The 19,450-nt window shown below is 47.5% G+C and carries 19 protein-coding genes and 1 tRNA gene; 3 read left to right on the top strand and 17 right to left on the bottom strand.

Annotated elements, in window-relative coordinates; all coding sequences use genetic code 11:
• Positions 1-166 precede the first annotated feature (166 nt).
• Positions 167-240, bottom strand: a tRNA-Arg gene (locus tag ACE3K2_RS00635).
• Positions 241-575: 335 nt separating this feature from the next.
• Between ACE3K2_RS00635 and ACE3K2_RS00630 the strand changes: the two genes are divergently transcribed.
• Positions 576-869, top strand: coding sequence for a DUF4870 domain-containing protein (locus tag ACE3K2_RS00630; RefSeq protein WP_421885544.1), 294 nt, complete (start codon positions 576-578; stop codon positions 867-869).
• Between the two features lie 173 nt (positions 870-1,042).
• Here the strand turns inward: ACE3K2_RS00630 and ACE3K2_RS00625 are convergent, their stop codons facing one another.
• Positions 1,043-1,399, bottom strand: coding sequence for a hypothetical protein (locus ACE3K2_RS00625; RefSeq protein WP_421885541.1), 357 nt, complete (start codon positions 1,397-1,399; stop codon positions 1,043-1,045).
• Positions 1,400-1,430: 31 nt separating this feature from the next.
• Positions 1,431-1,730: a hypothetical protein gene (locus tag ACE3K2_RS00620; protein ID WP_421885538.1), complete on the bottom strand. Its 300-nt coding sequence runs from the start codon at positions 1,728-1,730 to the stop codon at positions 1,431-1,433.
• A 194-nt stretch (positions 1,731-1,924) separates the two neighbouring features.
• On the opposite strand from ACE3K2_RS00620, the gene asnB reads away from it, so the two are divergent.
• Positions 1,925-3,769 (top strand): asparagine synthase (glutamine-hydrolyzing), encoded by a 1,845-nt coding sequence (gene asnB / locus ACE3K2_RS00615; protein ID WP_421885547.1) that lies wholly within the window; start codon positions 1,925-1,927, stop codon positions 3,767-3,769.
• A gap of 100 nt (positions 3,770-3,869) precedes the next feature.
• On the opposite strand, the gene ACE3K2_RS00610 is transcribed toward asnB, so the two are convergent.
• The 9 genes from ACE3K2_RS00610 to ACE3K2_RS00570 form a co-directional block, all read right to left on the bottom strand.
• A complete protein-coding gene (locus ACE3K2_RS00610) occupies positions 3,870-5,564 on the bottom strand; it encodes a methyl-accepting chemotaxis protein (RefSeq protein ID WP_421885535.1) in 1,695 nt (564 codons plus the stop codon).
• A 358-nt stretch (positions 5,565-5,922) separates the two neighbouring features.
• Positions 5,923-6,783 carry an STM4011 family radical SAM protein gene (locus ACE3K2_RS00605; RefSeq protein ID WP_421885532.1) on the bottom strand — a complete coding sequence of 287 codons (861 nt, stop codon included), beginning with the start codon at positions 6,781-6,783 and terminating at the stop codon, positions 5,923-5,925.
• On the bottom strand, positions 6,780-8,168 hold the full coding sequence (locus ACE3K2_RS00600; RefSeq protein ID WP_421885529.1) for an STM4012 family radical SAM protein: 1,389 nt from the start codon (positions 8,166-8,168) through the stop codon (positions 6,780-6,782). Before ACE3K2_RS00600 ends, ACE3K2_RS00605 begins: the two co-directional genes overlap by 4 nt.
• A 47-nt stretch (positions 8,169-8,215) precedes the next feature.
• Complete coding sequence (locus ACE3K2_RS00595; protein WP_421885527.1) at positions 8,216-9,001, bottom strand: STM4013/SEN3800 family hydrolase; 786 nt, start codon at positions 8,999-9,001, stop codon at positions 8,216-8,218.
• The gene (locus ACE3K2_RS00590; RefSeq protein WP_421885524.1) at positions 8,994-10,241 is read right to left on the bottom strand and encodes an STM4014 family protein; all 1,248 of its coding nucleotides are present in this window, start codon (positions 10,239-10,241) and stop codon (positions 8,994-8,996) included. The genes ACE3K2_RS00595 and ACE3K2_RS00590 overlap by 8 nt, the downstream gene beginning before the upstream one ends.
• Before the next feature lie 21 nt (positions 10,242-10,262).
• Positions 10,263-11,105: an STM4015 family protein gene (locus ACE3K2_RS00585; RefSeq protein WP_421885521.1), complete on the bottom strand. Its 843-nt coding sequence runs from the start codon at positions 11,103-11,105 to the stop codon at positions 10,263-10,265.
• A 348-nt stretch (positions 11,106-11,453) separates the two neighbouring features.
• Positions 11,454-12,077 carry an XTP/dITP diphosphatase gene (locus tag ACE3K2_RS00580; RefSeq protein WP_017692573.1) on the bottom strand — a complete coding sequence of 208 codons (624 nt, stop codon included), beginning with the start codon at positions 12,075-12,077 and terminating at the stop codon, positions 11,454-11,456.
• Between the two features lies 1 nt (position 12,078).
• Complete coding sequence (gene rph / locus ACE3K2_RS00575; RefSeq protein ID WP_017692572.1) at positions 12,079-12,834, bottom strand: ribonuclease PH; 756 nt, start codon at positions 12,832-12,834, stop codon at positions 12,079-12,081.
• A 117-nt stretch (positions 12,835-12,951) separates the two neighbouring features.
• Positions 12,952-14,007, bottom strand: a complete 1,056-nt coding sequence (locus ACE3K2_RS00570; RefSeq protein ID WP_421885517.1) for a GerMN domain-containing protein — start codon at positions 14,005-14,007, stop codon at positions 12,952-12,954.
• A gap of 269 nt (positions 14,008-14,276) precedes the next feature.
• On the opposite strand from ACE3K2_RS00570, the gene ACE3K2_RS00565 reads away from it, so the two are divergent.
• Positions 14,277-14,843, top strand: coding sequence for a phosphatidylglycerophosphatase A (locus ACE3K2_RS00565; protein ID WP_091037633.1), 567 nt, complete (start codon positions 14,277-14,279; stop codon positions 14,841-14,843).
• Positions 14,844-15,003: 160 nt separating this feature from the next.
• Here the strand turns inward: ACE3K2_RS00565 and ACE3K2_RS00560 are convergent, their stop codons facing one another.
• The 5 genes from ACE3K2_RS00560 to ACE3K2_RS00540 all read right to left on the bottom strand — a co-directional run bounded on the left by ACE3K2_RS00560 (position 15,004) and on the right by ACE3K2_RS00540 (position 19,112).
• Entirely contained in the window at positions 15,004-15,657 is a 654-nt protein-coding gene (locus ACE3K2_RS00560; protein WP_421885514.1) for a ferric reductase-like transmembrane domain-containing protein, read from the bottom strand.
• A 37-nt stretch (positions 15,658-15,694) separates the two neighbouring features.
• A complete protein-coding gene (locus ACE3K2_RS00555) occupies positions 15,695-16,738 on the bottom strand; it encodes an FAD:protein FMN transferase (RefSeq protein WP_421885510.1) in 1,044 nt (347 codons plus the stop codon).
• Positions 16,735-17,160, bottom strand: a complete 426-nt coding sequence (locus ACE3K2_RS00550) for a hypothetical protein (RefSeq protein ID WP_421885506.1) — start codon at positions 17,158-17,160, stop codon at positions 16,735-16,737. Before ACE3K2_RS00550 ends, ACE3K2_RS00555 begins: the two co-directional genes overlap by 4 nt.
• 197 nt (positions 17,161-17,357) lie before the next feature.
• Positions 17,358-18,341 (bottom strand): MBL fold metallo-hydrolase, encoded by a 984-nt coding sequence (locus tag ACE3K2_RS00545; RefSeq protein ID WP_421885503.1) that lies wholly within the window; start codon positions 18,339-18,341, stop codon positions 17,358-17,360.
• A 27-nt stretch (positions 18,342-18,368) separates the two neighbouring features.
• Positions 18,369-19,112, bottom strand: coding sequence for a class I SAM-dependent methyltransferase (locus ACE3K2_RS00540; RefSeq protein ID WP_421885500.1), 744 nt, complete (start codon positions 19,110-19,112; stop codon positions 18,369-18,371).
• Between the last annotated feature and the right edge of the window lie 338 nt (positions 19,113-19,450).

Raw genomic sequence — 19,450 nt, 5'->3', positions numbered from 1 at the left:
AAAAGAAGCTTCCCGAAGGAAGCTTCTTTTTTTACGTCCCAGGAGGGATACTCTCCTTCCAGTCGAGACTGCGAAGTTGTGCTAACGAAGCAAATGCTCCGACGAACCATTGGGGTTCTCTTCCCCTGTACGCAAAAAAACCTCCTGAAGGAAGTTTTCTTTTTTACGTCCCAGGAGGGATTCGAACCCCCGACCGACGCCTTAGAAGGGCGTTGCTCTATCCAGCTGAGCTACTGAGACAAATATGTATAATAAATTTTCGGCGCGGTTCTTATTATACTCTGATTTCTAAATTTTTCAATAGTTTTATAAAAAAATTAATAATTATATTTAAATACGGGTTCAAAGGTATCCCTCGTAATCAAAAACGGAATTTTTGAACAGCCTCTATACAGGTACTTTACCGTATTATTCTCATACTCCGATCCCTTTGAGAATATGATAGCTTGAACCAGGTTATATTGAGGAGATCAGGACATCTAGAGTAAGATTGCATAAGACATGTTCAATGTCAGGATTGCTGGGTAATCTTTTGCATACATACATTTCAATGATCATTGAAGGAGAGACTTGTCATGAGACAACTTTTATCAGCCCTATCCTACTTTAGTATTTTCTTTGCCCCGTTCCTGTTTCCCATTATTATATGGATTGTTGCCAAGGATGATTACATTGAGGGTCATGCGAAACGCGCCTTGTTTTCACATGTATTCCCCTTTCTGGCTGCCATACCGCTATTCTATTTCTTCGTGACTGCACATAGCCTGGGTTCCGCCGTCGGGTTTGTCATTCTATTTTTTGTGATCTACGGATTAAGCTTTCTGTACAACGTGGTCAAAGGAATTCAAGTACTACGCGAGTATGCTTGACACCTCCACCTCATCTGATCAATGCATAATCAAAACCCGCCGTTTAACAACGGCGGGTTTTTCCAGTTACAGATGAAGTTATAACAACAGCAATAGGTCACTGTCTACGTATGCTCAACATTGAACTCTATCCCGCTATTACCACATATGTTGCTGGAGAACGTACATTTTAATTAAGCCTGCCCGATCAGATAACGCTGAAGTGTTGGACCAAGCAAACCAAAGGCAAACAACTCACTTTGAAACCGAGCCTTATCTTCTTCAACCGTCAACCCTTCACTGTTCTCAAATGCGGTTTCTGTCGCCTCTTCAAATGCGGTATGCATATTATTGTTATACCAGTCGATCGCCGAATCGGAGTGATTGCGTACAATCCGAACAACTTCCAGCGAATTTCCAGGTTGAGTAGAGGCCACGTATACAAGTAATGACGGATCTCCGGCATTTCCAGGCTGTACCTCCACTTCTGCACAGGATAATCCGTCTACCTCGGTTAATCTTCGTATTTTAGCATCTTGAATGGCATACATTCGTCATCGCGCTCCTTTTCCTTTGTGCTTCTCATGTACTTTGTTCAATCTGGTATCGTGTCTCTGGTGTGCCTAATCGGTAAATCTCCCGATACACTTGTTGTAATACCGTTTCATACGCCCGGTTTACGGATTCCTCCGGTGTATCTGGCCACGGGAATACCATGCCAGGAAAGGCTTCCTCCTCCTTTTCCTGCATGAGGTTAAGCAGTCCCAGTAAATGCTCCGCTTCCTGCGGCGTTGCCTGAATGATCCATTCATACGATGTTACCGACGGATCCGGAATAACGGAGCGGCCCATGACAGACACATAATACTTCATACTGTCCATTGCATGTTCTCTCCTTCACAGGCATGTTGAGGCCGTTGTCCCTAGAACTAGTTTCCGAAGAGGACAGACATTTTATGCCTGCTTTCGGCATATATTTGTTACGACCTCTGACGAAAAAGACAACATTTGCTGGTTGCCCGTAAACGAAGCAGCCATACGGATGAATGACTCGACCAAGAAAGGATGAACAAACCATGTGCGGTATTACCGGCTTCATACATTGGAATCGGGATTTGACCCAGGAATCAGAGCTGCTGGTCCGTATGACGGATAGCTTGTCGAACCGGGGGCCCGACGCTTCAGGTACATGGATCTCCAATCCTTGTGCCTTTGGACATCGGCGTCTTAGTGTAATGGACCCCGAGAACGGGGCACAGCCCATGCATGCGTTACAGGGAGATACCTCCTATACCGTCGTGTATAACGGAGAACTATACAATGCACCCGAATTGAAAAAGGAATTGCTCCAGCGAGGGCATCAGTTCCGCACACAATGTGATACGGAAGTGTTGCTCGCCTCTTATATTGAGTGGGGGCCAGCATGCGTTGACCGGTTTAACGGTATTTTTGCTTTTGCCATATGGGATGGGGGACGTGAACAGGTTTTTATCGCACGAGATCGCCTTGGCGTAAAACCTCTGTTCTACAGTAATGCAAAAGACACCCTCGTATTCGGTTCAGAGCCCAAAGCTCTGCTCATTCACCCCGATGTGGAAGCGGCTGTTGGCCCGGAAGGATTGGCCGAAGTGTTTATCGTAGGACCTGCACGGACACCAGGACACGGCGTATACTCTTCACTGAGCGAACTCAAGCCTGCGCACGCGCTGATCTACAACCGCAATGGAATTCGAACCTATGCCTACTGGAAACTGGAAAGCCAGCATCACGAACATAATCTGGAAGAGACGGCAGCCGAGGTACGAACGCTCTTGCAAGATACACTGGAGCGCCAGTTGGCTTCGGATGTTCCCGTATGTTCTCTTTTATCGGGAGGACTGGACTCCAGTGCCTTGTCTGCATTAGCCGTGGATTATTACAATCGGACCGGGCAGGGCCAAGTCAGTACGTATTCTGTCGATTATGTGGATAATGCCAAGCATTTCCAGGCGCATTCCTTTCAGCCGGGTGCAGATGGACCCTGGATTAAGCGTATGGTGGATGAACTCAAGACCGACCATCACTGGATTGAGATTGAGAATGGAGAACTGGTTCATGCACTGACACAGGCCATGTTAGTAAGGGATCTGCCTGGCATGGCAGATGTGGACTCCTCGCTCTATCTATTCTGCAAAGAGATCAAGAAGGGGGCCACGGTTGCCATTTCAGGCGAAGCAGCGGATGAGGTGTTTGGCGGTTACCCCTGGTTCCATCGAGAAGATATGCTGAACTCCGGTACGTTTCCATGGTCTGTAGCACCTGACATGCGAGCAGCGCTATTATCCCCGGATATTCGGGAATGGATTCGGCCACTCGACTATTTGGCAGATCGTTATTCGGATGCAGTAGCTGAAGTGCCTCTTCTGGATGGGGAAACGGGTAAAGCTGCACAAATGCGGGTGATGTCCTACCTGAACATTACACGTTTCATGCCTACACTTCTGGATCGCAAAGATCGGATGAGTATGGGTGCAGGGTTGGAAGTGAGGGTACCTTACTGTGACCACCGATTGATTCAATACGTATTTAATATCCCTTGGGAAATGAAAATAACAGGTGGGCGAGAAAAAGGTATTCTGCGCAAAGCACTCGAAGGTGTCCTGCCTGACGATGTGTTATATCGCAAAAAGAGTCCATATCCGAAAACACATAATCCGCAATATCTGGCCGCGGTCAAACAACAGGTGCTTGATATTTTGGATGATCCTACATCGCCTATTTTACCTCTGATCGACAAAGCTCAGATCCGCAATCTTGCGTCTTCACCGGATGCAGCGTCCAATCTGCCCTGGTTCGGGCAACTCATGTCGGGTCCCCAGCTATTTGCTTATCTGACTCAGATCAATACCTGGTTGCGGACATATAAAGTCGCTATTCGTTAGAATCATCCTCTGATCGCTCATTCATCAAAAAAAGGGTGTCAGGAGAACAGCTTAACTGTTACTCTCCTGGCACCCACTTGTTATATATGCCAATCCCTGATTACACTTTGAATCGACTGACGGACTCCTGTAACTCTTCCGCCATAGAGGAAAGGTCATTAGCCGCCGAAGCGATTTCCTGCATGGCAGACAGTTGTTCCTCGGACGTTGCACTGACTTCCTCTGTTCCGGCAGCTGCATTCTCTGTTACTTCCATGATGGTCTTCATGGACACATTGATCTGCTCCACACCCGCTGCCATTTGTTCAATGGATGCAGATACCTCCTGAGTCTGACCCGCGACATTGCTGACAGCTACACGAATCTCTTCAAAGGTACCTCCCGCTTTACGGACAAGTTCTATACCTTCCTGAACCTCAGCGTTTACTTCTCCCATAGATTGTGATGCATTATTCATCCCTTTTCGTATAGCAGCTACGAGTAGATTGATCTGTTCCGCTGATTTCGCAGATTGATCAGACAGCTTGCGCACCTCGGTAGCAACCACCTCGAACCCACGCCCATGCTCACCTGCTCTTGCAGCCTCAATAGCCGCATTAAGAGACAGCAGATTGGTTTGTGCCGATATTTCGGAGATACTTTCAACCATAGATCCAATCTCATCGGAATGATTACCCAGTTCTTCAATAACCGTAGCGAGTACACGTACCGTCTGATGAATCGAGTTCATCTGCTCAACAGCCGATTGAACTGCATCATTACCAGTTATGGTTTTTGCTGACGCATGGGTTGCTTCATCTGACATATTTTGTGTATTCTCTGTCATCTGCTGAAAGCCTGTGGACAATTCACTAATCGTATGAAATCCGTCTCCAACCATACTCACTTGCGTATCCATACCCGTAGCAATCTCTTCCATCGTTGTAGCTACCTGTTCGGTCGCTGTCGCCGTTTGCTCTGTACTTGCCGTTAATTCCTCAGATGAAGCAGCTACCCGATCCGCATTATGACCCACCTGATGGATTAAATGACGCAAGTTATCCATCATTTTGTTGAAGGAATCGGCCAGATCTCCAATCTCGTCCCGATTACGAACAACAATCGCCTCACCCGTCAGGTCCCCATCAGCAATCCGGCTTGCTGCTTGTGCAACGGCAGCAACTGGCAAGGAGATCAGTCTGCCAATGATCAGCGCCACCAGTGTCCCAATTAGAATAGAAGCAATTCCGATGATAGTAACCCACCGAAGAACCTGGGCAATCTGAAGATTTGCATCCACAACTCCTGAATTCATGGCATCTTGTTGATGTTTTTCCATTCCTTCCACAATTGCTTCGAATTCAGCAATGATCCCTGGTGCTGTTTCCTGGAGCAACCTTGAGATTTCACTGTTATTCCCCTGTTTTGTCAATGTCATGATGTTCTGTACAAATGCATAATACTTGTTCATTGACTCATCGGATTGCGTAAGGTAATCTTTCATTTTTTGACTTGTAACTGTTGATTTTAACCCATCACTTAACGCTATGTAATCTTCATAAGCCTTATTAAATTCCTGTTCGTTTTGTGAGCTGCTTTCCATCACATAATTCCTTAAAGCAATCTGCTGTGATTTAAGATCTATCGACATATTTTTGATGAGTAGTAATTTCGTTGTCCTATCATTAATTAATTCTGTATACGTTTTCTCTACAGATACAAATTGGGTATAGGCTATGACCGTCACCGCTACCAATAACAACAATACAGACGAGAATCCCAAGAGTAATTTTCGGCTAATCGATATTCTTTTCATGTTTAATTCCCCCGAAAGTTCAAATAAAGTACATGGTGTTCCAAACTTCTGCATCTGGCCTCCCTTAGGAATTATTAAGTCTTTAGACCTATTTGTAAATATATACAGCGATTATAAACGCCCATATCATTTAATTAAGGGTCTTTATTCCTAGTATTTATAACCCAATAACTATGAAATTTGAACCATAAAAATAATCATGTACTATTTTCAGGAATTTTCAAAGGAGTGCATGACTTATCCAGGTGAAACAAATTCACCTTCCACACGAAAAAACAAAAAAATACACCTCCATTATGGCGTGTTCAAACCGCTGTGGTTTGCTGCACGTTCACTCCGAAGATGTACTTTATGCCGATCAACGAATCAATACCGGATTTCGTTCAAGCAGCCCACTGCCAAACGTTTCCCTGAACGGGGAATCCTCCATGTGGATATAACCGATGTAACAGCCACATTTATTCATCCGACAAGGCCGATCCGCGGCCAAAGCCTGCAGACCATCGCGATACAGATGCCCAATAATTCGTCGATCCTTGTAACACCGCTTCACATGCCCCGACCCTTGTACATAAAATACTTCTGAACCGGCAGCACATCGTTTTCCCAAACTCTCATAATCCTGCAAATTACCCTCAAAAAGAGGATCAAGCCCACGCAAAAACTGAATCTCCTCTGGCGTGTAATACTTGGGCCGATCTTTGAAGGCATTAACCCACATATACACATCATCCGGCAATGCCTGTCTCATCGACTCAATGGCGGAGAAAGCACTACGCAGTCCTACAGTACCGACACTAAAAGCAAGTCCCATCTGACGCAGGGTCAAGCATTGTTTAACAAAAGAAGCCTCTTTGGTCTCACGAGGATGATACGTCGCCCAAAAGGCCGCTTTATTTGCATCCAGCTCCATCGCCCAATCCAGCTTGACGGACAGGTTGGTCTGAATCGCAACCTTATCGACATGTGGCATATGAGACAGCTCAACCATCGCTTCCCGGTACCAGCGTCGTACCAGAGCTTCACCATAGGGATTAAAGAAAATCGAAAATTGATGCCCAGCACTCTCCTGCTCCCTCACCCAATTCACAAATTGACGCAATTGTTGTTCATCCACTTCCAACGTCTCTTTGGAATCCACCGTCTTACTGAAAGGGCAATATGGACAGTCGTAATTACAGGAAGACAACTTCCCCCGATAATACAAAGTCGCTCTCATGAGAAAACAAACCCTTCCATCTGTTCACGAATTTCGGCAGATATAAGCCAATCTCCAATCGCATCGGAGTAACCCAGTCCTTCTTCTGTCAGACGCAGTACGTGCTTGCCCTCATCGATCTCCAGCTGCGCCATGCCCTCTGTCAACAGTTCAGCCAACCATACATAGTCGGACATCACATCGGTACCGAAGCGCTGTTGGTAGTCAGACAACGTCAATCCCTCGCGATGCAGCAAGGCTTTCAGAATAAAACGACGTCTCTGTTCATCGCGGCTTAACACGATCCCATAATCCGCCACATCGTAGCGCTCAGTCGCCACATAATCGGCAATGATGCTCTGTGTGGCCTTGTAACTCACGCCGTACTTGGAAGCATAGTGTACCTCACTCGTATAAGAGCGTGCGCCACATCCCAGACCAACCATGCCCTCCTCCTGACAGCTATAAGGCAGAAGCACTTTGGAGGACGATTGTTCCTTGGCAAATCTTCGCATTGAATACTGCACATACCCTTTACTTTTTAAAATCTCACGTGCAGCCATATACAGCTCCATCCGAATGTCAGGTCCCTGACGACGAATATCATCAGGTTTTACGATCGTATTTTCCCGAGTATACAAAGGATAGATAAAGACTTCGCCCGGCTCATAAGCCAATACTCTTTCCAGTGAATAGATCCATGATTCAACCGTTTGACCCGGCAAACCATAGATCAGATCCAGATTCAACAATGGAAAATCATAACGAGTAAGCTTCTCAAGCGCCCGTTCGACCTCCTGAGGTTTTTGTGGACGATAGATGGCGGATGCTTCAGCTTCAATAAAACTCTGGATACCCATACTAACCCGATCCACACTTCGTTCCTTCATGATGGCAAGTTTGGCTTCCGTAACCGTATCCGGTGACGTTTCCACCGAAATCGATGCTTGCGCAGGGTCCAGTCCCATCACATGTTCAGCAATATCAAACAGACGATTCAACTGAACCTCATTCAGTAATGTAGGCGTTCCCCCACCAATCGCGAACCTCGAATACGGCCTGCGAGATGTAATGGGTGCCCACTGCTCCGCCTGACGTTCCAGCGCATCCACATAGCGTTCATGCGTATCATCCCGTCGATCCGGCAGGGTGAACAGATTACAGAATCCGCAACGAGCAGCGCAAAAGGGAATGTGCATATATAAAAAATACGTATCGGTATTTTCTCGTTCCCACAGCGGCCCCAACGGCAGTGGTGGGTCAAGCTCCCGATATGCGGTCTTGTGCGGGTACGAATATAAGTAAGAACGATAAGGGAATGCCAGTACTTCACGGAGACCTGTAGCTATATTGGATCCGGACTGTATGGAATGGCCTGTTGTTGTATGTTGTACATGTTTGTCCATCGGTTTCCTCCTGTCTCCGGTTGTGGTCATCATAAGTGCATTACATTCTATAAGAAAAATTCACGGTAAGGCACCGTCCAGACGACATCATGTGCGAGCCGGTGTCCTTGATAACCGTCTTCACCGTAAGCTGTACCATGATCGGAAAAAGCTAAACAGAAGGTAGGCCGGGCGCGTTGCCTCATCACCTCGAACAATGGCCCAAGGGCCTCATCTACATATCGAAGTGCAGCTCGCTGAGTCTCCACCGAGTCCTCCCTGGCACCTTCCACAAAGTAACGATTGGGACCATGAATGGCAGACACGTTCAAAAACATAAATATTTTTTCATCTAGCGGCGTCTGTTCAAGCAACTTTAATGCATGCTGTACCTGATGTTCTGTCGATTTGGGGTTGGTGACCCCAAAGTTCATTCGCCAGTAGCTCTGTTGGAAATAGCCCGGCAATACTTTCGCAAGCGGGTTTTTTTTCGTAAAAAAAATGACGCCGCCAATGCAAATGGTACGGTAACCTTCAGCTGCGAACCCGGATACGATATCCGGTGTATCAAACTGCCAGGTATGCGGATGTGTCTTGAGCCCGGTATTCCGGGAATGGAACAATCTTACATGAGATGCCTTATCCGTATTGGCAGGCGTGGGCATGAAACCACCAAAAAAAGCGTGGTGCGCCGCATATGTAAAACTGCCCGGGGTATGACGCTTCTCCCACGGACCCGAACCACACAGATTAGGACAATTCGCCTCTTCCAGCTTGGCTACGTCATATCGTAACGTATCTAGTGTAATCATTAACAGATCATGGGAGCCCACAATGGTGTTCATATCAGGCATGTTGAATAGGCTCCTTTCGTAAAAGTTCCATTTCCCATGCATAGGTTCCGAGGCCATGATGCTCAACCCTGTATAACAGATCTCCAAACGGATTCACATCCAGCACATAGGCACGCGGATTCGGACCACTTGTAAGCATCACATCAATCCCGGCTGACCACGAGTTTGGGAATGCAGACATGGCTGCTTGCGCTGCCTTCCGAACCAGCGACATACGCTGTTCATCCAGACCTGCTTCAGCAGGCAACATACGCTCATTGCGCAGATGCAGATTGGTTATAGGGGTACTACTAAGTCGCATAATCGCGTGGCCTGCCTGTCCACCCGCAACCAATTGGCGAATATCGTAGGCTCTCTGATCCAGTGTGGCTTTGGGCATCCAGCGTTCAATCTGTGCACCTTCTGCACATAACCAGTTCATCAATGTAGCAATCTCTTCACTGCGGGTGTACTTGCGTAAACATCCTTCATTAAAGAAAATCGTCTTATCCCGTGTCTGTTCCATCCCCATCGTTGTTACGGCAATTTCGTCACCCGTACGTGGGTTAACCTGATACGCGACAACGCCTGAGGCTCCGGAACCGCACGCAAGCTTCACAAATACACGATTCATATCGGCATATTGCATCGCTGTACGCAAGTCGGCGTAACTTCGGATCGGCTGTGAAGACTGGAGCGCAGGAGGTACATGAACCCCATGAGAAGATAGATGTTGCTGACATGTTCTCTTGTCAAACATCAATTGGATATCGGCGGGATCATTCATAAATCGGCCTTCAGGCCATATTTCAAGAATCTCACGGCCGATTCGATCCAGACATGCTTTCCAGCCACGGAACCACTGAGCAGGAGCGTAGATTCTTCCCCACTCCTGTTCCAGCGCAAGTGCCTGTTCTGCGGAAAATGTTTCTGTACCCATTCCACCCGTTAATGTTGACGTATCGTTCATAGCTCCAAGGAACAGTAGTTCACGCTCCACTTCCCAATCCTCACCAGGAGCATCAATGCGAATCAGGGGTACAGGCAGATTGGAATCAACTGTATCAGCGATGGTTCGTCCATGTCTCCAATTGTGCAGCAATTGAGCATATGGCAGTACAACCGCAGGTTTCAGACCCAATCTATGCCTAGCCTCTTGCAGCCCTTGTGTTCGTCGGTTATCAGGGTTTCCGATCAATAAAAAGGGCTGATCTTGCGTTAGATCAGGTACATCTATTGGCTGGTGCAGACTTTCATTCATTTCCTTTACGCCTGACATCAACTATTCCGTTAACGACGGATAGCGCCAGTCATCCTCATCACTCTGTTGCTGGTCACTGACATCTACGGATATCCCCGATTGCTTCCAGCGACGGATCATTTCATCAGTCATGTAATGGTAACTTAGATCGAGGTGTTTCAATTTCCTGATCTTGTCACTGGCAAGCAGCGCCTCAGCCCCTTCATCGGACAACGTTCCTTGCGATAGATCCAGTACTTCAAGTTGATCCAGAATAGGTGCTTGAGCTGCTGCTTTCGCAATTTCATCCTGAATTTCACTGTCTTTCAGACCCAAGTAAACCAGTTTTGGGAATAATCCTTTTTCTAACAACGGGAGTACATCTTCAATTGAACCATTGAAGCCATAATTATCCACACCCAGATATAATTCCAGTTTGCGTAATTCAGGCAACTTGGCATGGGTGATCGAAGATAACACTTCTTTTGGGAGACCGCCACATATAATAATCAACTCTTCAAGCTTGGCATGCTGGAGCGGTTCCAGACTGAGATCGCTACTGCCCTTGATCGATAATGATGTTAATTCTGGAAAGGCACCCAACAGCGGGGTAAGATTCGTCTGAATAATCCACGACACTTCACATTCTTCGAATCCCATATCCCCAATGAACAGTTTCTTCAATGACGGAAAGCTTGGTGCGGACTCGACGAGCGCACCCACGAACTCATCAGGCGAATTTTCATAAGCCTGTCCCCAATCTCCGATGACCAGACTTTCCAATGAGCTGGCTTCCGGTTTAGTCGCCAGTTCCTTGATTAATTTTTCCATACGAATGCCGTCCTCATAATCATCGTAGGATACAACAAGCTTCACTTCTTGCATGAGCAAATCCCTCCGTTTAAGGTTCATATATGATTCGTTAATTTGAATGTTAACCCATACCACACAAGGCTTGCAACTTCTTCCAACTCCAGTCCCCAATGAGATTCCCAATCGTGCAACACAAACCAATTTTTATGTAGGTATAAGAACATGCGTTCTATTATATAGTCGCAGAAAATAGCCCTCACCATTAGGTATATGGATGGACCTCACCAAATCTAATCCAATACTTCATTTATACAAAAAGCGTTAATGGCGGGTGAACCATTCCATCGGAATGTCCTGTCCCTCCATTAACGCTTTGATGTTCACATGTCATTAAGTTAAATCAAGATGTTTCGTTTAGTCTCAGCCTTCAAGTCTGGATACAAGCGCTCTCAGCGCATGACCACGGTGGCTAATCGCCTGTTTTTGCTCAAGCGTCAGCTCTGCCATCGTCATCTCGTATTCAGGGACATAGAAGAGTGGGTCATATCCAAAACCACCAGCACCTGCAGCTTGAGCCGTAATCCAGCCTTCCGCAGTGCCTTCCGATTCATACTTATCACCTGTTGTCGGATCGTACAGTACCAATGCACAGACGAATCGTGCGGGACTTAGGAGCGGCTGCTCGGTGTCCTCACCAGATTTCAACGATTCCAGCGTCTCCAGCAACTTCGCATTGTTCTGTGCATCCGTTGCTCCTTCGCCCGCATATCTCGCTGAATACACTCCTGGCTCCCCGTCCAACAGATCTACGCAAAGTCCTGAATCGTCTGCCAGAACGGGCAAACCAAGCGCATCACCAACCGCCTTGGCTTTCTTCCAGGCATTTTCCGCAAACGTTACACCGTCTTCCACCACATCCGGCAACTCCGGATAGTCGAACATACTCTTGACCTCTTTGCCAAGTGGTGCGAAAGCATGAGCAAATTCACGGACTTTGCCTGCATTACGGGTTGCGACAATGAGAATTGGGCTGTCCAAACTCATCTTACGCTTCCCCTAATCCACGTGCGCCAATCTTGAGCGCAATCGGTCCCAGTACTTCTTTTTGACGCTCGATCATCTCCAAAATTCCCTGCTCGCCCAGTTCCAGCATTGCGTTCAGCTCACGGCGATCAAATGGAGCTTCCTCACCTGTTCCCTGAAGTTCAACGTATTTACCGCCGCCTGTCATTACCAGATTCATATCCACCTTGGCTTTGGAATCTTCATCATAGTTCAGATCCAATACAGGCTGTTCACCCACTACACCCACACTTACCGCAGCAATGAAATCCGTAATCGGGAATACTTGCAGTTTGTGCTGTTGGGAAATCTTGTTCACAGCAAGCGCCAGCGCTACAAACGCACCGGTAATGGACGTTGTGCGTGTGCCTCCGTCGGCTTGAATAACATCACAGTCCAGCGTAATCGTACGCTCACCAAGAGCCTGCAAATTGACCACCGAGCGCAGTGCCCGACCAATCAGACGCTGGATTTCCATGGTACGTCCAGTTAATTTGCCGCGATTGGCTTCACGTTGGTTCCGAGTATGTGTTGCACGTGGCAGCATGGAATATTCAGCCGTTACCCAGCCTTTCCCTTGCCCTTTCATAAAGGGAGGAACACGTTCCTCCACTGTAGCTGTACAGATCACCTTTGTATCTCCAACTTCAATCAGTACAGAGCCCTCGGCGTATTTATTCGTGTTCACTGTTAAATTCAGCGGGCGCAGCTGTTCGCTGGTTCGTCCGTTTGATCTCATTTTTCTGCCTCCTACGACTTAAGCATCCTGTAATGTTGAGCTTGTTCACACTTTTACTAATCCCTTATATTTTACCAAAGAGTTCGGTTAAAAGCATCCTTATGCATTTTGCGTTCATTAAATCGGAATTTCGTTGATATATTCAGGCTTGGAAACCGGCGCACTATAATCCCGGTTATCGTCACCCATGACCGTTTTTTGGCCGTTCCATTCGATCTGTACTTTGGCATCCTTGCTGGCAGTATTCTCCGCCGTCGTTAACACGACAGACTGTAACAGCTCGCTTGGCACGATATCCCCTTCGGCAAACATATCATCTTTCAACGCAACTGTTACCGTGCCGTCCTCAGCCGTTTTGACCGATTGCAGCTCCGTTCCACCTGTCATGACCTCTTCCAGTTCCCCGCCTTTGTCAGGTCCCTTGATCAGTTCATTCAATGCTGCCTGCACCCGATCTTCACCAGGGGTAACGAGACGTGTAACCGGAACATAATATTGGATGCCTGCTGGTGAAGCTGCTGAGAAATAGACCGTGACCGGGCTGCTGTTCGCCACAAACGCATCACCCAGATCCAGATTGATTCCCACAGCCCGATTCAGCGGTTCAGGCAACGGCGTGCTGTTCACCGGCATTTGTGTTAACTTTTTGCCATCTACCCAGATCTGCACATTCTCCACATCAGGAGTTCCCGTCAATGTCCACGTGACAGCTTCTAGCATTTTCCGTTCTTGCTTCGCATCATACTTGGCAAAATTACCCGAGAACTCCACGACCGCCAGCTTGTCATCCGCGTGAATCGTTACATTCTGCACAACCGTTCCTTGCGGGAGAACGCCCTGGAATCCTTCAGGCAGCATACCCGCATAGGCCCCTCCTGTCACAAGTGTATCCAGAGCTGTCTTTGGACTGCTCGCATCTGTTCCGGAAGGAAGAGTCAGGGATACCGGAGCGAGCAGCCCCTGCTGGTCTTGCAGATATACCGTTGTTAATGGGAGCGTTGCGAGTGCCCCATTCCCTTCGGCTGCCTGAATCATGGCTGCTTCCTGAATGGGCGGTGGTGGATCAACAGCTTCGGAAGGCTGGGCTCCAAACATGCCACAACCTGACAACACCATAGGAATGCTCAGCAGTGCAGCTGCCGATACCGTACGCAAAGAATGGATCTTTTTCATGATCACGTTCCCCCTCATCATTTTTACAGTTTGTACTACCATGTATACGAGCCTTTGTCCAAAAAATAACTAAAAGATCATAAGAAAAACATCCATCAACGCACTTTCACAGAAGACAGACCGCGTTTAGCTGAAATTTTTCTTGCGATAATCGAATTGTTCAGCTTCGCTGAAAACTCATATATGATCTTAAAGAAACGTAAAACAGGTTAATAACGTATTAGGAAGCAAGAGTAGGGACATTGCTAACTTCAGAGGAGGAATCGCCCATGGAACATCCTGAGCAAGAAAAAATCCCTTACAGCCTAAATAGCCGCAAGGTCGCGGAGGCAACAAGGGAATGGCTGCATAAGCGGGGCGTCACGATCCCTGAGATCGCAGAACTGGTCATGTTATTGCAGAAAAAATACTATCCGGGTCTCACCATGGAAGAATGCATCGAAAATGTGGAGATGGTTCTCCGTAAACGTGAGGTACAGAATGCTGTCCTGACCGGGATTCAGCTTGATATTCTGGCAGAACAGGGGCAGCTCATCTCTCCTTTGCAGGAGATGATTGAGAATGATGAAGGACTATATGGCGTGGATGAGATTTTGGCATTCTCCATCGTCAATGTATATGGCAGCATTGGATTTACGAATTATGGTTATGTGGACAAGCTGAAGCCAGGGGTGCTCGAACGACTGAATGACAAGAGCCTGGGTCCTGTCCATACGTTCTTCGATGATATTGTCGGTGCGATTGCATCGGCAGCAAGCAGTCGAATCGCCCATCGCAAACAATCCGAGCTTGAAGAAGCACTGGGAGAAAAACCTGTAAGTGATGACGCTGTATAACGCGTAACTCGTTGCATATCGGAAGTCATTGCGGCACATTGGACATGTGTGTGGATGCTTGGTGAAAGGACTGTTCGACGAAATAACTGCTCATGAAAAAAGCGGCCTGTTGGCCGCTTTTTTGCATTTCTATGATAACTTTTTGAAGATCGACATGTTATTATTTTAGATGCTTAGGTCGTACATTTCCCGCCAAACCCAAACCTTCAACCCACTTCTGGTCGGCAGCTGGCTCAGCTGGTGTCCACTTTGGTCCAATCGTGATCTCGGGACCTTTGCGCTCTCGCAACATGCCACGCAGCACGGTGATACCGATTATGCTGAGTCCGGTAAATACATACATCATCCGCATGATGATATTCCCAGAATCCGTTCCCGTAACCATGCCGTGAATCAGCAGACCGATGAACACGGGATAAGACAACATGTGGAACATAAACCACCATTTGCGGCCCAGCTTGTTCCGCAGATCACTGGATAACAGGACGATCACCAGTCCGTAGAAAGCTAACGTTCCCAGACCACTGCCAATCGGATGCACGGAGGCGGTAAAAGGAATCAGAAGTTCTCCCCAGGTAAATGGGCTGTAATGATCAATATATAACGTTAACGCATGCACGAGTCCAAGTCCGAAGGCAAGCCAGGTCGTTCGCGTATGCCATTTGAACATGGCTGCTTTTGGTTTGCCTTTGGCCATCGGCATCCCTTGAGCAATGCCCAGAAACACACCGACAAATAGCAGCACATAAGCAGCAATTCCACTAATTCGAATGATATTCCACGTTGGCAGGTAATCTACAATCCATTGTGCCATAACCGGCTCCCCCATATCTGTTAGACTTGTCCTCTTTTTATATCAGACTGAAACGATGATCCGGATCAAAACCGGGCCAGTGCTCAGCGAGCGTATCTGTATTCCCTCTGAAATAAGTGCTCCCATCCTGTGTTATCCACAGGACGTCATGCCGATCATAATGTCGGTTTAACCAACCCACTGCCTCGGCACTTCCCATAATGCAGACCGTCTTGGCAATAATCTCGCATTGCGACGCATGCTGTCCCAAAACGGTACACTGTAGCACATCCGTATCGGCCGGTTCCATTGTCCGGGGGTCAATGAGATGATGTGCAAGGCTTCCGTCTGAATTTTGCCATTGTCTATGCGAAATACCCGAAGTGGCAACAGCTCCTCGCTGTATACGAACCACACCTGACACATTACCCTGGTCTTGCAAAGGATCTGCTACTCTCAAGGTCCACTGGGGATGGTCCGGTGTACCCCATACTTGAATATCTCCACCCGCATTAATTAAACCCGCCGGGATATGCAATGTCCGTTGCAACCAGTCTGCAATGCGCTCCACTGCCCATCCCTTAACGATTCCTCCCAGATCCAGCTCAGATCCGGGGTCCAGATGAACCATTCGGCTACCTTCCTGCTGAATCCAGCTCGGAAGGCTGTGATCATATCGATCTTCCATCCCCCCTGATGATTCAGGTGTTCTCGTTCGCAATATACGTTGAAGTAATGGACGTTGCGATTGTCGTTGCTTCACCTTCTCGAAGCTTAGATCATATCCCGAAGCCTGAAGAGCCTGCGAGATACCCGGTTGAAAAATTCCTTCAGTCAGTCCAATATATCCATAGGCCAGACTCAAAACTTCATCCATTGCAGCGGAGATGGGCATCCATCCCGTCGACTGATTCAGACGATTCAGCTCACTGTCTGCCACAAATCGGCTGAAACGCTGCTCCTGCGTCTCAAACCAATTTTTCACCAAGCTTGCAGCATGTTCAGCTTCTTCCCGCCCAGCGGATAGTTGTACTTCAACATTCGTGTTCATCGCACGAAATTGAAACCGGAGCGGACGAGCAACTTGCTCTGTGCGGCTCATGATGCACCTGTACGTGACTGATAGTTGCCACTGCTGTAACCGGAGTCTGTATCCTGGTTATTTTGCCCGAAACGCTGAGAATCTGAATAATTTCCTCTGTTACTCATGCTCTGATCTGGCCGAGCGGCTTGTGTGCTATCGGATGTTCCATTATATTGACTACCATCATTATCATTATCATTATCATTATCCTGTGTCTTCCAGTTATTGTTGTCTGTTGTACTGTTGGTCCATTCATCCATTACATCATCACGTGTATCCGTCTGGTTTGAAGCAATGCTTGTATCCGTGCCATTCGCTGCCGCATAGGCCATATCAAAGGCATCCGAAGTTCTTACATATTGAAAGAGTGCAGCCACGGTCAACGTTGCTGCCGCTGAAGCTTGCCATTTTCTCCATTGATTCCGTTTTTTTCTGGTCATCGCTCTTCCCTGCTTTCTTTAGGGTGTGTCTCAAAATGCTCCCTAGCGAAGTTCATAGTTGTATGATAGGCGCGCTGGCTTAAAAATAGATGAATGAACCGTTAAGAGAGGCTAAAAAGGCCCGGAACAGGTGAATTTCCTGTCCCGAGCCTCCATATAAGATTTCATTATCATTTCATATCGATATCATCGTTCCGTTAGATCCAAAAATAAAACGTATCATCCGGTTGCTGCTCTTCCTTCACTACTTCGCGTCGAATTAACTCCTGCAAATGGGCCAACGTCTCACTCATGGCAAACCGCAGTTGATGGGTACCAAGCCGATTGCCAAACATGTGTACACAGATGTCATACGCATGCGCTGGTGATTCCTGAATTCGCTCCGTCATCTTCTGAAGACGTTCCTCATGATGAGCCAGCAATTGAACTGTCCGTTCGCTGAACTGGGCAAAAGGATTCCGATGCCCCGGATACGCCTGCTTGACATTCAGCTCCCCGAGACGTTGCAATCCTTCCATATAAGACAATAATGGCTGAGGGTCACTGCCGGGTTGAAGACTGATATTTGGTGAAATCTGGGGCAACACTGCATCTCCGCACAGAATCTCCATGGACTCCGGCGCATAAAAGGATAAATGACCTGGGGCATGTCCCCCCGTCTCTACAGCAACCCAACGTCTCCCGCCCATACTGAGCCATTCGCCATCTTCAACAGGTGTGATATTCGGAAGTGGCGTGATCTGCGAAGTAAATACCTTCATATGTTCATGTATCTGCTCCGTCTTGTCTTCCGGCATACCATGACGACCATAATAATCAGGTAATATGGTATTAATACGTGAATCAGGTCCCCACATATAATTGGCTTCTTGACGGGAGCGTGTGGACATTCGAACGGGTGCCCCCGTCATCTGTTGCATCCAACCCGACAACCCCAGATGATCCGGGTGATGGTGGGTCAGTACAATTTGATGAATGTCGCCAAAAGTCAGGCCGAGATCTCCCAATGCTTCATTCCACTCTTGTTCTGTTTCCGAATTACGCGGTCCCGGATCGATAATGGTTATCTTTCCATTCGGTTCTGATAACACATAACTGTTCACCCATCGCAAGGGAAACGACATGCTGATTTTGACCCGGTATATGCCCTCTGTCATGGACATCTCTTCTGTTCGCTTCATGTTATCCCCCTTCCTGACGGTCTCCGTTCACTCCACAGGACGACGACCAACAAAAATCATGCGTGGAGAAGTCTGCTCGTCATATTTTTCTTCATCATAGCCGCCATGAACCTGATCTACCCGGAGCCCGGATGCACCTAACATCTGACTCAGTTGATCCCGTGTGTACAACTTCACACGCTCCTGATATACCCGCGGTTCATGTCCGGATGCGGTGTCCGTAATGCGAATTTCCTTTTGCACAAATCCATCCTCAATCTTGCGGAACTCCTCAATTCGCTGCCCTTCATCCTCTCGGACAGAGTGCGGCACCAGATGCCGAGTCACATAAGCCGTATTCATAAAATCAATAATATAGCTGCCACCCGGCCGAAGCATGCGATGAATGGCACGTAATACTTTCAGTTGTTCTCCGTCCTCCAGGAAATAACCAAACGATGTGAACAGATTGACTACAGCGTCGAAGCCACCTTTCAGCGGGAGTTCACGCATGTCCGCATGACACCACGATACTCGGTGTTCGGTGTCCATTAGGCGCGCTTCCCGCAGAAGCACATCGGACAGATCAACACCGGTCACTCGCAATCCTGCATCAGCAAGTGCCATGGAGTGCCGTCCCATACCGCAGCATAGATCCAATACTTCAGCATTAGGCTTGAGTTTCAACCAATTGATCATTTTATGTACTTCCTGATGGGCACCCTGCACATCCCGGTGCTTGTATACGAGAAGATAATCTTCTCCAAAACTCTTTTCATACCATTCCGTCATCCAAACTCGCCCTCCACATGGTCATCGGCCCTCTGTCTGTCGTACGCTTTGTACAGGCCTGATCATTTCCCCTAGCTTTAATGTATTGTAACGTCTTTATTCTGCAAACTCAAAAAATTCCAGTGGATCCTCTACATTGAAGAGCCAAAATGCACACGATATAATGTTAGACATACGCCTGCAAATCGGTTAACTAATAGCAACAGGAGGTGTTCTTATGATTCACATCGGACTTACCGGATGGGGGGATCAGGAAGATCTCTATCCAAACCGTACCAAAGCCAAAGACAAGCTCAGTCTATACGGACAATACTTCTCCACCGTGGAGGTGGATAGTT

Source organism: Paenibacillus sp. (assembly GCF_048976745.1).
GTDB lineage: Bacteria > Bacillota > Bacilli > Paenibacillales > Paenibacillaceae > Paenibacillus.
This window is presented reverse-complemented; position numbering and strand designations above follow the sequence as displayed.